Below are 14509 nucleotides of genomic sequence, written 5' to 3' on the forward strand. Positions count from 1 at the left end.
TTTTATCTAATTTTATTTTGCTTTAATTTAAATTCCGAAGGGATAAGTTTCCGGGGTAAGTTCACCATTTGGTTTTAATTTGAGAGGATGTAAAGCTTTTGTTTCATCTAAAAACAGAAAAGCGTCATAACGTTCTGAAACTTTTGAGGGCACATAATTCCCCCTTTCCCAACCGGGATCGTAAACTACGCCTATGGCCCGATGGCCTATTTTTTCTGAAAAGGTTTCAGCTAACTCTTTATTTTGATTAAAAATGATCAGTTTATCCTTAGGTTTTGCCTGATGAAGCAGGCTTTCTAAACTGTTTTCTATTCCTTCGGGCATTCGCATTTCTTTCATGGGAGCACCCCAGCTGCTTCCCGCCATTACGGAACCTTTATAGGAACCGAATCCTGCCAAAACCACTCCATCTTTTTCATGTTGTTCCCTTACCAGCTGGCCCACGTTCAACAAACCGCTGGAAGCCATTCCTGTGGCCCGGGCATCGCCAATATGCGTATTATGTTCCCATACAATTACTTTAGCATTGTCATCATGATAATCCATCAGCGTGTTTAAGGTTTCCACCATATGCCGGTCCCTTACGTTCCAGGAATCATCTCCAAAGCCGGCCATGGCTTCGTAGTATTTTTCAGCATTGGCCATTACCAGAGCGTTTATTTCAGCATTAAGATCGGCTTCCTTTTCTGTATCATATTTATGGGCATTTTGGCGAACTTCTTTCAGCAGCTTTATAACTTCATCTTTACAGCCTTCTTTAGCCGACTTAAAAACCGATGCATACGAGTCCCTGGCTTTATACGGTTCAAAACACTGAAAAGCGTTTTTTGCCAGTTTTGCCGTATCGGGATCTTCTTTTTCCAGGTAATCCACAATAATTTCCATAGAATCCCAGAGGCTGTAAACATCTAATCCGTAGAATCCAACTTTGTTGCTTTCTTCCCGGGTGCGGTTATGTTGTTTTAGCCATTTGGCAAACGCGGCAATTTCCCAGTTTGCCCACATCCAGGTTGGCCAGCGGTGAAATTCCTTAAGTACATCCTGTATATCTTCTTCGGAATCTGGATAATTTTTAATCCATTTATTGATCTTGTAGCAATCGGGCCAGTCGCCTTCAACAGCGATAAAAGAAAATCCTTTTTCTTCGATAAGCCGCTTCGAGATTTTGGCCCGCCAGGTGTAATATTCATGCGTCCCGTGGCTCGCTTCACCTAAAAGAACATATTTTGAATTCCCAATATTCTCCAGCAGCGGGTCAAGATCTTCGGAATCGTTTAAGGGATGGTAATATTTTTCCAAATCCTTTGCGTCAGTCTTCACAGAAATCATCTTCTTCGGTTTTTGGTTGTAGCCTGAAGTTAAGTATTTTACAAGGAGAAGCTCAACTACAGAATTATAAAAAAACCATAAAATGAAGGTCAGGAATTCGAAATCCCTTTCTTCTTTCTTTTTCTCACATCTATAAAAATATAAATCCCATAGGCCACCAGGCCTGCGCCTCCAATCCAGTACATGCCATCTTCCAGGGTATCTATATCTTCTGAAAAATATGCGATGGCTATAGAGAGTGGAAGCATACCGGTAAAAGTTGCCAGCATGAATTTCCTGAATTTCATTTCCAGAATTCCCGCGATAAAACTGATGGAATCATTCGAGAGAAAAGGAGAAATCCTGAACAGGATAACCGAAACGAAGGAGTAATTGGTGATCCAGAAGTCCATTTTTTGAAGTTTTTCTTCCCCAATGATTTTACGCACTACATTTTCCAATTTTGTTCCCACGTAATACCCAATTGCAGAAGCCAGCATAACACCTGTCATTCCTATAAGAACACCCCACCAAAACCCATAAGCCATAACCGCAATAATGATGGGCAACCAGGACGGGAAAAAAATCAGGAACATCTGGATGATGATAAAGAGAATAATCGCTATGGGGCCCCAAATCCCAAACTGCCGGAAATAGCGGTGCGTTTCCTGCGTATCAGCATTTATAATAATTTCTACAGTATGGTCTGTAAAAGCTTTAAAAGAAGGAAAAATGAAATAAGAAAGGACGAGTCCCAGAATAATTGTGCCGGAAAGGATAAAAGAAATGTACTTTGGCAATGTTGATTGCTCCAAAATGCCTGGAAATTTTTCTTTTAAAGCTACTAAAAAGATATCGATAAGCTTTATAAAGAAAGTTTAAATTCCAGAAGAAAAGCTATTGGCCTGCAATATTTTCAATTTTTAGAAAAAGAAAAGCGGAACATAAATTTTGTCCCGCTTTTCTTAGGATTTTTTTCTTACTCTTCTTCCCCGGGGTTTAACAGTACAGGTTCCCCATACCCCAGGTTCTTTAATTTATCCAGTTGCGTTTCGGCATCACCAACAATCACATAATACATCCTGTCTGGGTCTACATATTTTTCAGCAAGATTTCTAATGTCCTGCAGCGTCATGTTCTCAACAAGCTGCTCACGTTGCTTCACATAATTTTTGGCAAGGCCGTAGTTGTTAATATCACTAAGCATATCCAGTTTGGAATTTAGTGTTTCAAATTTCCTGGCGTTGCTTTTAATCATATAGCCTTTGGTAACTTCCAGGTCTTTGCGGTCAAAATTTTCAGGATATTTTTGCAGGATTTCCTGTATAAGTTTGGCCGCATCCCCTGTAATATTAGAACGTACCCCGGTAGAAATCATAAACGGACCTTTGTGTGTATCTCCGTAAAACCCAGAGCGTATTCCATAGGTATACCCTTTTCCTTCCCGGAGTTCCTGGGTGAGCTGGGAGGCAAAACTACCGCCGCCCAGCCTGTAGTTCATCACTTCGGCAGGGTAAAAATCTTCATCTTTTGCAGCGAGGGCAGGTGTTCCAAAACGGAAGACAGATTGTTTTGCGCCGGGAATATCATAAAAATAAACCTGGGACTGATCAGGAATTTTAGGTTCAGGTACTTCTGGAATAGATACATTCTTTACTTTCCAGTTAGCCCCAATTCCTTTTAATGGCGCTACTGCCTCCTGCTGCTCAAGCGCTCCCACTACAAGAAAGGAAGAATTTAAAGGGGAAAGATAATTGTTATAATAGTCCTTAAGATCATTCAGGCTAATGCTTTCTACTGAAGTTTTTGTGCCCATGTTATTGTGGGATAGAATATTATTTTTTCCATAAATAACCTTTCTAAATTCATTGCTGGCAATGCTGTTGGGGTCTGCCTGCATTTGCTGAATTTCACTTAGCACCTGTTGTTTGGCAAGTTTAAATTCTTCTTCGTCCCATCTTGGCTCCAGTAATATTTCCTGAAGCAGGGCAATGGTCTTGTCATAATTTTTTGCCAGGGTACTGCCGCTTAAGGTAATTTTTTCGTCTCCCGCGTTCACCCGTATGTCTGAACCTAAGAGTTCTATAGCCTCTTCCAGTTCCTGCGGAGTTTTATTTGCGGTTCCTTTGGTCATCATTTCGGCAAGCAGGTTAGAAACACCAACTTTATTTTTATTTTCCAGCAGAAGTCCGCCAGGAATTTCCAGGGAAAATTTCACCAGTGGCACTTCGGTATTGCTGATTCCAAGAATTTTTAAACCGGAAGGCAAATTGGTTTTCCATATTTCGGGCTCAATTAGTTCAGGTTTAGCTCCGTAGGGAGGCTCCACGCTTCTGTCAAATGAAGAAGGAGTTTTCTCGTAAGCCACGTCTTTGTTAAGATCAAAATCACCTTCAGCTCCTTCTACTATTTTTTCTTCAACCACTTCGGCTTCTTCAGAATCTTCCAGTGCCAGTGCTACCTGTCCTTTTGGTACAAAGCTGGTAGCCACAAATGGCTTGTTTTTAATGTATTTTTCATATACCCGCATCACGTCTTCCTGTGTAACGGCAAGAATTTTATCTACTTCCTTATTTATGTAATCAGGATCATCAGCAAAAATTTTATATTGGGCCAGTTGAAATCCTTTCCCCAACACGCTGGAAATACTGTTATAGAAACTGGTTTCCTGGCCCGCTTTTATGCGTTTTAAATCTTTCTGCGGAATGCCTTCTTCTTCAAATTTTTTGAAGGTTTCTTCTATCGCGGCTTTTACTGAATCCAAATCTTTGCCATCGTAAGCGGTTACCTGAAGCATCAGCTGGCCGGCAAGTTCAGAAGTATAATTATACATGCGCACCCTGCTGGTAAGTTGTTTGTCTGCCACCAGGCTTTGATAAAGCGGCGCGTTTTTTCCTTCAGAAAGATAGGTGGTAAGTAAATCCAGGGCATAGGCATCTTCAGCATAAGAATATACCGTAGGCCAGGCCATGGTTAGCTGTGGCAGGTTTGCAAAATTATCTTCATAATACAGTTTTTTGGTCTCCTGCAGGTTTACCGGCTGTTTCTCCTGCCTCTTAATTTCTTCTCCTGAAGGAATTTCATCAAAATATTTATGTACCCATTCCTTTGCCTGTGCCTTATCAAAATCTCCTGCTATGGTGAGAGTAACATTATTAGGTACATACCATCTATTGTAAAAATCTTTTACATCCTGTAAAGTGGCATTCTGAAGGTCTTCTAAAGATCCAATCACTTCCCAGCTGTAGGGATGGCTTTCAGGATAAAGGTTTTTGTCTATTACATACATGGTATGCCCGTAAGGTTCATTATCTACCCGCTGCCTTTTTTCATTTTTCACCACTTCTTTTTCCTTGGCAAGTACAGGTTCGGTTACCGTATTGATAAAATATCCCAGCTTATCGGCTTCTGCCCAGATCATTTTTTCCAGGGCATCGTTAGGCACGGTCTGGAAATAATTGGTACGGTCCCGGCTGGTGGAACCGTTTGCACCGGAGCCGCCAATCCTGGCACTCATCTTATCCAGTCCTCCCTTTCCTAAATTTTCAGATTCCAGGAAGAGCAAATGCTCAAATAAATGAGCAAAGCCTGTGCGGCCTTCCTTTTCACGGGCAGAACCTACGTGCGCAGTAAGTGCCACGGCAACTACCGGGTCCGATTCGTCTACATGCAGGATCACGTTTAAACCGTTCTTTAAGGTAAAAGTTTCAAAGTTTACGCTGAATTTTTCTCCGTTCTCCTGCGCAAAAACGTTGATCCCCCAAGTAAAAAAGATCATGAATAAATATTTGGACATTCTCATTTCCCAATGATAATTTTAATGTTATAATCTGAACTTATTGTTATTAACAAAGAAAACGGCATTTACAAAAAACAGTTTTCCATTTTCCCAGAAATCCCTGAAAAGCGGATTATCGATAAGATAAATAATACTGCCGCTGCCCATCCTTTCTTCTCCAAAAACCATCGAATTTTCCAGGTTTTTTTCAGCTTCACTTCCCACGAATCCTGCCACTACCTCCGGTTGCTGTATATAGGCCACATTATAGCCGCCGTTATCAAGCAATTGGTAACTGTCGCTGTCCAGCTTCAGGCTAAAATAGGTATCCTTATAGCCAAAGGCCATAGGATGGGTGTTATCTACTTTAGTTTTAATTATACTTCCCGTAATCGTGTTTTTTATGCTTTCCCTTTCCCGCTGGTTGTAAGGAACCAGGTTTCCTGTTGCAGCGGTATCTTTAGAAGTTGCAGCTTCTTTGCTCTTTAGGGAAAATCCATCCTTATTTGCAAAAGAACCGGCGGCCCGGCCAATGGCGATGAGTTTTCCACCCGCTTTAACCCATTCCTTTATTTTATTCAGCACAACGGCATCAAATATGCTGCCATAGTATCCTTCAGGAATTACGAGGACATCAAACTGAGAGAGGTTTGTATCTTCAAAATAGTCGGTATCTAAACGGGTAATTGGATATTCCAATTCCTGTTCAAAGAAATGCCAGATTTCACCAACATTTAAAGAAGAGGTACGGTCTCCTTTTAAAACTCCAATGCGTTGCTGGTTTATAAGTTTTACTTCGGGAGAACCAAAATCCGGGCCACTGCCGGCAAAGCTGGTGCTGGCCGCAGTTAATTGCCTGTGATGTTTATTGGCAAGCTCCACTACTTTTTGATCAAAATTCTCCAGGCTGCGGTTGTCACTTTTGGTAATTATTAAACTTCCGCGGTCAAACTGTTTTCCTTCACTGCTGAAGGGTACTTCAGAAAAACGAACTTTTACTTCTGCTTTAATTAAATCTGTGAGGAACCGTGCATCCTGCATACTGCCCCATTTGGAGATATACCCGGCTCCTGAAGGATTAGGGATATTATTCACGTTTTCCGTTACCGTTTTTGAAATAGTGGAAACGCTGCGGTCACTGGCAATGGCATCCAGCCCGTAAGCATAAGGAAGGCTCCATGCGGTTATATCGTAGGTAAGGGAATCGTTAAGTTTAGTGGCCGGCTCCAGTAAGACTTTAACCATTTTCCCTTTAGGTTGGTTGCTGCTCACCACCAAAGCATTTTCTGAAGCATTTAAACTTTCATTTTTGTTAGTGGTGTAACTGTAGCCCTTTATACGCTGTTGCCCGGCGTAAGCATATTTTATTTCATGGCGGTCCAGGAGGTTTTTTACCGCGGTAAGCTGGTCTTCACTGCCGTTAAGAACATAATTTTTATACTCGAAATCACCATTATCATTATTTTTAAAATAATTGCTGAACTGGTCGCTGAGCTCCTCCACATTTTGGGAAGCAACTTCAACAGTAGAGATTCCTGTGGTAAAATGATGGGCTACCCTGTCTTTTAAAGTGAGTATATAGCCCTCATCTGTAACTATACCTAAGCCTGCGCGGCCATTCCCTGCCTGCTCGTAAGTCATCCCTATTGCTCCCATATAAGTAGGGTAGGTGTCGCCGTAACTGGGATAAAGCAAATCAAAACGTTCTTTTGTAAAAAACAACCAGCCCTTCTCATCAAAATATTTAGCGCTGTTTTTTCCAATTTTCGTCTGGAATTCTTTCTGAAAAGGAGTTATTATTTCATGAAATGGTTCTGCCGCGGGAGCAAAATAATAAGGCTCGTTAATCCCCTGCTCATGAAAATCTACATGAATATGAGGCATCCACTGGTTATATAGTTTAAGTCTTTCCCGGGTTTCCACCTGGGTAGCCCATGCCCAGTCCCTGTTTAGATCAAAAAGGTAATGATTGGGCCTTCCCCCAGGCCATGGCTCATGATGTTCTGTAGCAGCCTGTAAAGGATTATAAGGATTGGCTTTTACCTGGTTGTACCAGTTAACATACCTGTCCCGCCCATCGGGATTTACGCAGGGATCTATAATCACCACGGTATTTTGCAGCCAGTCTTTATGTTCTGTTATTAAACTGTATAAGGTAGCCATGGCAGCTTCTGTACTGGAAGCTTCATTCCCGTGTACATTGTAACTTAACCACACAATGGCTTTATCTGTTCCTGCGGAAGAGGAGTTTTGGCTTATACCTGCACTTTGCAAATGTTTTTCCCTTATTTCCTCAATATTGCGAAGGTTTTCTTCTGAAGAGATAATGGCGTAAGTGAGAGGGCGGCGTTCATTTGTTTTTCCGTATTGCTGATATTGAACCATAGGTGAAGCTTCTGCCACCTGCTTAAAATAATTAACAACATCGGCATGCCGGGTAAAATTGGCGCCTAACTGGTAACCCAGAAATTCTTCTGGAGATTGTTGTGCCGGTAAAATATGGGAAATAAGCAAGAACGCGAAAACGGGTAATAATTTCTTCATATATGATAAAAAGGATTAATGACTGCCGTAAATATAGTGCAGCATGCTTTAATGAGCACAAAATTTAGAAGGAAATAGAAAAAAAAGGGGGGTGATTTCAGAAATTGTATAAAAATTCGCTTTATGATTAATTCCACACTTCATTCATCAGCCACTCTGAGGCATGCTCTAAATAAGGCACATATTCACACGGTTCATCGTGCTCCAGGCCGGGAGCAATTTCAAAGGTAATATCTGTTCCCGCTTCCCGGGTGGCTTCCACCCATTCCCTGGTTTGTTCCAGAGGGAAAAGTTCATCATCTTCGCCATGAATTACGTATAGAGGAGTATCGATCTTCCTGGGCTGGCCATTGGTGTTATAGGTATTATAAGAACTGGCCATAGGGATACCTGCCGAAAAATATTGATCCCAGACTTCAGCATAATACCAGCTGGCATTGCCACCGTCACTATAGCCGTTCACCACGATTTTAGAAGCATCTACAGGTAAGTTTTCCGAAGCCAGTTTTACAAGGGACAGTATCATATCCTGATTATAAGGCTCCCACCACTGCATATTTAATCCATTGGGGCTAATGATAATGGCATCTAGGGCTTCAAAACCTGGTTCAGCATAACAGGCGGTGCTTTTATGGGCGTTAGGATTCCAGCCGGAAGCGCCATGCAGGGTAATTACCAGCGGCCGTTTATTTGTTTCTGAAGCGTCGGCCGGCATTATAATTCTGAAAGTCCAGGGGTCTCCGTTTGCGTTGTTAAGTGTAACGTCATTTATGCCGGCATTTAATTCCAGCGCAAGGAAATCGGCTTCTATATCTTCATAGGTTCTGCCTGTAGTATTTTGATCTTCATCAGAAGAGCTGCAGCTGGAAATACTAAGAAAGCCTAATAGCAGAAACAGCATTATCAGATTCCGCATAAAGACAGATTTTAATCTTTTGAAAGTAGCAAATTTTCTAACCTGCTGGTTGAAATTTTAGTTAAGAAAATTCTAAATTCAAGAGATTTTATATTCCTGTACAAAAGGCCTTATCTTTACGAAAAAATTGTTCCAGCGCATGCCATCAGAATGTATTCCGTATTCCGAAACCAATTACTTCTCAAAACTGATACTTGATTATCTCAATCAAAAAGAAGAATTAAAAGCTTTTTACAGCCGCTACCCTGAAATTGAAAATTTTAAAGAGCAGATTCAGGAAAAGAAAAATTCATTTCCAGAAGAAAACCGAAAGGTTTTGCTTGAAGTCTTGGAGAATCAGTATCAAAACATTCAGATTTCAGAGGCAACGGCAGAGCATATAAAAGCGCTTGGCAGGGAAAATACCTTTACCGTAACCACCGGCCATCAGCTTAATTTGTTTTCTGGCCCGCTCTACTTTATCTACAAGATAATTTCTACCATTAACCTCACCCGGATGCTTAAAGAAAAGTATCCCGAAAATGATTTTGTGCCGGTGTACTGGATGGCCACAGAAGATCATGATTTTGAGGAAATTAATTACTTCAATTTAAAGGGGAAAAAGTTCAAATGGAACAGTGCGCAGAAAAAAGCGGGGCAAACTGCAGTGGGATATCTTTCTACGGAAGGATTGCAGGAGGTCTATAAACTTTTTTCCGCAGAAATTGGAGTGGGTAAAGATGCCGATTTTTTAAAACTCTTATTCCGGCAGGCATACCTGGAACATGAAAATTTAACCGATGCCACCCGGTTTTTAGCCAATGAACTATTTAAGGAATATGGGCTTGTAATTATTGACGCCCAGGAAAAAAGGCTGAAACAATTATTTGCACCACATGCTGAAAATGAACTTTTAAAGCAGGTTTCCCATGTGAAGACTTCAGAAACAGCAGAAGCCCTAAGCGCTTTTGGGTATAATATTCAGGTAAATCCGCGGGAGATAAATCTTTTTTATTTAACCGAAGAATTCCGCGAAAGAATAATAGAGCGTGACCAGATTTTTTATGTACATGAACGGGAAAATATTAAGTGGAGCAGGGAAGAACTTTTGGCAGAACTGGAAGCAAATCCTGAGCGTTTTAGCCCAAATGTGGTCATGCGACCTTTATATCAGGAGCTTATCCTGCCCAATCTTTGCTACATAGGAGGCGGGGGCGAGCTGGCGTACTGGTTGGAATTAAAATCTTATTTTGAAGCTGAAAATGTGCCTTTTCCCATGTTGTTGCTTAGAAATTCTGCCTTAATTCAAACACAGAAGCAAAAAAGGAAACGTGAAAAATTGAATATTTCCAACAAAGAACTATTCCTAAAACAGCATGAACTTATAAACCGGAAGGTGCGTAAAATTTCAGATATAGACATAGATTTTACTCCGCAGAAGAACCATCTAAAAGAGCAATTCCGCAACTTGTATAATTTAGCTGAAAAAACCGATAAATCCTTTCTGGGGGCGGTAAAAGCCCAGGAAGTGAAGCAAATTAAAGGTTTGGAAAACCTGGAAAAGCGCCTGTTGAAGGCACAAAAGCGTAAGTTAAAAAATGAAGTCACCAGGATTTCACAGCTTCAGAATGCTTTGTTTCCCAATGAGGGACTACAGGAACGGCAGGCAAATTTTTCAGAATTTTACGCTGAATTCGGTGAAACCTTTATCGCTACTCTGGCTGAAACTTTAAATCCGTTAGACGAAAACTTTAAAATTTTGACTTTTGGACAAGAATAAGAATAAAATGCATACCATAGATATGGACCTGGTGGAAATGACGCTGGACGTCATGAAGTACACTATAGACCGTATCTCTAATGTCACCCCGGAGATGGGGTCTCCAAAAAAAGAAGAAGAATTATTAAGAATTGTTGGCCATACTATTACTCCTGAAGGGATAGGCGGAGAAAACGCTTTTAAGCTTTTTCGGGATGTGCTGGTAAAAGCCACTGTTCCCATAGACCATCCGCGGCATTTGGCCTTTGTACCGGCAGCGCCTACGAGGGCTGCAATAATGTTTGATCTGGTTACTTCAGCCTCCAGTATTCACGGAGCCTACTGGATGGAAGGCGCCGGAGGAATTTTTTGTGAGAACCAGGCAATGAAGTGGCTGGTTTCCCTTACCGGCCTGCCAGATGGTGCTTTTGGGGTTTTTACCAGTGGCGGTACAGCAGCTAACTTATCAGCCATGGTGGCGGCCAGGGAAGAATGGCGGGCAAGGAATTCGGCAAATGTTGGAGTAAAGGCATTGCTGCTTACTTCTCATGGAGCCCACAGTTCTATCCAGGCGATGGCTAAAGTTATTGATGCCGATGTGGTAATGATAGATTGTAAAGAAGAAAACCTGACCGGCCGGGAGCTGATAAATGCCATGAACGAACTGGAAGAGAAAGACCGGAAAAGGCTTTTTGCAGTGGTGGCGACCGGCGGTACCACAAATGCCGGTATTATTGATGAACTGCACAGTATTGCAGATGTTTGTGAAAAGGAAGATGTCTGGTTTCATGTAGATTGCGCTTACGGCGGGGGAGCACTCGCGGCAAATTCGGTAAGGCATCTTTTTAAAGGGATAGAGCGGGCAGACAGTATAACCATAGACCCTCATAAATGGCTTTTTTCACCCTATGATTGCGGCGCGGTAATCTATAAAAACCTGGAACTGGCAAAAAATGCCCATGCCCAGGAAGGTTCTTACCTTGAAATCTTTAAGGATGAAGGCGCGCAGGGATTTAATCCGGCAGATTATCAAATTCAGCTTACCAGAAGGATTCGTGGGATGCCTCTTTGGTTTTCCCTTGCCATGCATGGAACAAATAAATACAAAGAGGCCATTGAACGTGGAATTGAACTGGCGCACATAGCCGCAAAAAAGATAAAGGAAAGGGAAAATTTAGAGTTAGTGAGGCCACCGGGTTTATCTGTTGTTTTGTTCCGTAGAAAAGGATGGAGTCCGGAAAAATATAAAGACTGGACCTATAAAAACCATAGTGACGGATTTGCTCTTGTCACTCCCACTAAATGGAAAAATGAAACCGTTTCCCGTTTTTGCTTTATCAATCCCGATACTACTGAAGAGGATATAGATCTAATCCTTGATACGATGGAGTAAAAAAGAGTTTAGAGTTTTAAAGTTGAAAGTTTAAGGTTAACGAAAGGAGCTTTTTGATTGTTTTGTTCCCCTCCTTTTAAGGATAGGTGGCCGTATGCCGGGGTGGTATTTGCAGAATTTAAAATTAATCTAAATTGAAGAAATTGCATTGCTCCAGATTTACCCTTCCGTCTTTATCTTCTGCCGAAGATAAATCCACCTTCCCTTAAATGGGAAGGAGCTGTTTTTGCTTCCCTCCTTAAAAAGGAGGGCCCGCCTCAAAGTCGAGCAGGTTGGCCGTAGGCCGGGGAGGTATTTGCAGAAATTTAGAACTTTAAAGAAACATGAATCTAAATTGAAGAAATTGCATTGCCCCAGATTTACCCTTCCGTCTTTATCTTCTGCCGAAGATAAATCCACCTTCCCTTAAATGGGAAGGAGCTTTTTGATTGAATGGCAAAGTCGGTTGGCCGCAGTCCGGGGTGGTTAATCTATCTCGTATTCCAGCCGCATGGTTATGGAAGCTGTCTTTTTCTTGTCAGCAGTATTATAAGCACCGCTCCAGCTGTAATCTTCCCCGCTGTTTTGGCCGGTGATCTGGAAAACACCCATATCTGCTCTTTTTAACTCCCCAAGGCTGCCGCCACTGTTCTCGGCAATTTTCTCTGCTCTCAGGCGAGCGTCTTCGGTAGCTTTGGAAATCATTTCAATCTTTAAATCGGCAATTTTTGTGTAGTAATATCTAGGAGGAGTAGAATTAAACTGTACTCCTTTATTGAGCAATTCTGTTATTTCACGGGATACATTTTCAATAAGCTCCACGTCTGCAGATTCAATTTTCACGGTTTGAACTAGTTCATAACCTTTAAAAATGCTGCCCACATAATTCCCGTTTTGGTACTGGTTTTCCCTCTGTTCATTGGTTTGAACCGAATTAAAAACAATGTTTTCAGGCTTAATCCCTTTGTTGATGAGATACTGTTTTACCGTTTCTTTGTCACTGTTCAATTCTTTGTAGGCCTGCTCCAAATTGGGGCTCATGCGGCTAAACTGCCCTTCCCAAACAATAAGATCTGAAGTGAAATTTTCACTGCCAGACCCGGTAACCGAAATAGTACCATCGGGATTGGCCCTGCTTACATAAGAGTTGCCCAAAAATATAGCAGCCAAAACAATGGCCACAGAAAAAATAATCGCGCTAATGTATTTCATAATTACGGGGAAAGTAGATCGTAATAAAGGTATAAAATAATCAGATTGCTGTTTTATTTTTACCTCAAATTCTTACTTTTGCACATGCAAAATAACGTACTTATCCTGGATTTCGGCTCGCAATACACTCAGCTAATCGCGAGACGGGTTAGAGAATTAAACATTTATTGTGAAATCCATCCTTTCCATAAGGTTCCCGATGATCTTTCGGGTTTTAAAGCGGTTATTCTTTCGGGAAGCCCTTTTTCAGTAAGGGCTGAAGATGCTCCACATCCCGATCTATCTAACGTCAGGGGGAAATTGCCAATTTTGGCAGTTTGTTATGGTGCCCAGTATTTTGCTCATTTTCATGGCGGAAAAGTAGAACCTTCTGAAACACGGGAATATGGCCGCGCGAATCTTTCAGTAATAAAAGACAAAGAACCGCTTTTCGAAAATATCCTGGAGAATTCCCAGGTTTGGATGAGCCATAGCGATACGATTAGAGATTTGCCTGAAAATGCCGTGCGCCTTGCCAGTACAACCGATATTCTTAATGCGGCTTACCGTATAGAAGGAGAAGAAACCTTTGCCATCCAGTTCCACCCTGAAGTTTACCATTCTACTGATGGGAAGCAACTACTGGAAAATTTTCTCGTTAAAATAAGCGGGGTGGAGCAAAGCTGGACGCCGGGAGCATTTGTAGATTTAACAGTTTCAGAACTGCAGGAAAAAATAGGGAATGCCAAAGTGGTATTAGGCTTGAGCGGGGGGGTAGATTCCACCGTTGCTGCCGTTTTGTTAAATCAGGCCATCGGGAAAAATCTTTATTGCATATTTGTAAATAATGGGTTGCTGAGGAAGGGCGAGTTCGATAGCGTTCTTCATCAGTATAAAGATATGGGGCTAAACGTGAAGGGAGTAGATGCTTCGGCACGGTTTCTGGATGCACTTGCAGGAATAAGCGATCCTGAATTAAAGCGGAAAGCCATAGGAAATACGTTTATTGAGGTTTTTGATGATGAAGCGCATGAAATTACAGATGTTACCTATCTCGCCCAGGGCACTATTTATCCTGATGTGATTGAATCCGTTTCGGTTAACGGCCCGTCAGTTACCATAAAATCCCATCATAATGTAGGCGGATTGCCAGATTTTATGAAGCTGAAGGTGGTAGAGCCGCTTAGAATGCTGTTTAAAGATGAGGTGAGGAGAGTGGGAAAAGAACTGGGAATAGATCCTGAACTGCTTGGAAGGCATCCTTTCCCCGGCCCCGGACTTGCTATCAGGATCCTTGGTGATATTACTGAAGAAAAGGTGAGGATATTACAGGAAGTAGACCATATCTTTATACAAGGTTTGAGGGACTGGATGTTGTATGATAAAGTGTGGCAGGCAGGAGCGATCCTGCTTCCCGTGCAATCTGTTGGAGTGATGGGAGATGAGCGCACTTATGAGCAGGTAGTGGCTTTGCGTGCGGTAGAATCTACCGATGGCATGACGGCAGACTGGGTAAATTTACCTTATGAATTTTTGCAAAAAACTTCCAATACAATAATTAACAGGGTGAAGGGCGTTAACAGAGTAGTTTATGATATCAGTTCAAAACCGCCTGCCACCATAGAATGGGAATAGCTGTTGCTGTTTTGGACAATAAAAAAT

9 protein-coding genes are annotated in these 14509 nt (G+C 41.8%); 3 read left to right on the plus strand and 6 right to left on the minus strand.

Annotated elements, in window-relative coordinates; genetic code table 11:
- Positions 1–27 precede the first annotated feature (27 nt).
- From AB8M93_RS14565 to AB8M93_RS14585, 5 genes are all read right to left on the minus strand, one after another.
- The gene (locus AB8M93_RS14565; RefSeq protein WP_373058965.1) at positions 28–1320 is read right to left on the minus strand and encodes an erythromycin esterase family protein; all 1293 of its coding nucleotides are present in this window, start codon (positions 1318–1320) and stop codon (positions 28–30) included.
- Between the two features lie 98 nt (positions 1321–1418).
- Entirely contained in the window at positions 1419–2123 is a 705-nt protein-coding gene (locus AB8M93_RS14570) for a TVP38/TMEM64 family protein (RefSeq protein ID WP_373058967.1), read from the minus strand.
- Between the two features lie 164 nt (positions 2124–2287).
- Positions 2288–5086: a M16 family metallopeptidase gene (locus AB8M93_RS14575; protein ID WP_373058969.1), complete on the minus strand. Its 2799-nt coding sequence runs from the start codon at positions 5084–5086 to the stop codon at positions 2288–2290.
- Between the two features lie 45 nt (positions 5087–5131).
- Positions 5132–7630 (minus strand): M14 metallopeptidase family protein, encoded by a 2499-nt coding sequence (locus AB8M93_RS14580; RefSeq protein WP_373058971.1) that lies wholly within the window; start codon positions 7628–7630, stop codon positions 5132–5134.
- 127 nt (positions 7631–7757) lie between these two features.
- Entirely contained in the window at positions 7758–8546 is a 789-nt protein-coding gene (locus AB8M93_RS14585; RefSeq protein ID WP_373058973.1) for a carboxylesterase family protein, read from the minus strand.
- 139 nt (positions 8547–8685) lie between these two features.
- On the opposite strand from AB8M93_RS14585, the gene bshC reads away from it, so the two are divergent.
- A complete protein-coding gene (bshC, locus tag AB8M93_RS14590; protein WP_373058975.1) occupies positions 8686–10305 on the plus strand; it encodes a bacillithiol biosynthesis cysteine-adding enzyme BshC in 1620 nt (539 codons plus the stop codon).
- Between the two features lie 7 nt (positions 10306–10312).
- A complete protein-coding gene (locus tag AB8M93_RS14595) occupies positions 10313–11677 on the plus strand; it encodes a pyridoxal phosphate-dependent decarboxylase family protein (RefSeq protein WP_373059138.1) in 1365 nt (454 codons plus the stop codon).
- 465 nt (positions 11678–12142) lie between these two features.
- Here the strand turns inward: AB8M93_RS14595 and AB8M93_RS14600 are convergent, their stop codons facing one another.
- The gene (locus tag AB8M93_RS14600) at positions 12143–12868 is read right to left on the minus strand and encodes an SIMPL domain-containing protein (RefSeq protein WP_373058977.1); all 726 of its coding nucleotides are present in this window, start codon (positions 12866–12868) and stop codon (positions 12143–12145) included.
- A gap of 84 nt (positions 12869–12952) precedes the next feature.
- On the opposite strand from AB8M93_RS14600, the gene guaA reads away from it, so the two are divergent.
- The gene (guaA, locus tag AB8M93_RS14605; protein ID WP_373058979.1) at positions 12953–14482 is read left to right on the plus strand and encodes a glutamine-hydrolyzing GMP synthase; all 1530 of its coding nucleotides are present in this window, start codon (positions 12953–12955) and stop codon (positions 14480–14482) included.
- The last annotated feature ends 27 nt before the right edge of the window (positions 14483–14509 follow it).

It is taken from the genome of Autumnicola aciditolerans (assembly GCF_041679265.1).
In the GTDB taxonomy this organism is placed as follows: Bacteria; Bacteroidota; Bacteroidia; order Flavobacteriales; family Flavobacteriaceae; genus Autumnicola.

Coding starts and splice junctions, on each gene's coding strand:
- AB8M93_RS14575 (WP_373058969.1), bottom strand. CDS start 5,086: ATGATCTTTTTTACTTGGGGGATCAACGTTTTTGCGCAGGAGAACGGA.
- AB8M93_RS14580 (WP_373058971.1), bottom strand. CDS start 7,630: ATGAAGAAATTATTACCCGTTTTCGCGTTCTTGCTTATTTCCCATATT.
- AB8M93_RS14585 (WP_373058973.1), bottom strand. CDS start 8,546: ATGCGGAATCTGATAATGCTGTTTCTGCTATTAGGCTTTCTTAGTATT.
- bshC (WP_373058975.1), top strand. CDS start 8,686: ATGCCATCAGAATGTATTCCGTATTCCGAAACCAATTACTTCTCAAAA.
- AB8M93_RS14595 (WP_373059138.1), top strand. CDS start 10,313: ATGCATACCATAGATATGGACCTGGTGGAAATGACGCTGGACGTCATG.
- AB8M93_RS14600 (WP_373058977.1), bottom strand. CDS start 12,868: ATGAAATACATTAGCGCGATTATTTTTTCTGTGGCCATTGTTTTGGCT.
- guaA (WP_373058979.1), top strand. CDS start 12,953: ATGCAAAATAACGTACTTATCCTGGATTTCGGCTCGCAATACACTCAG.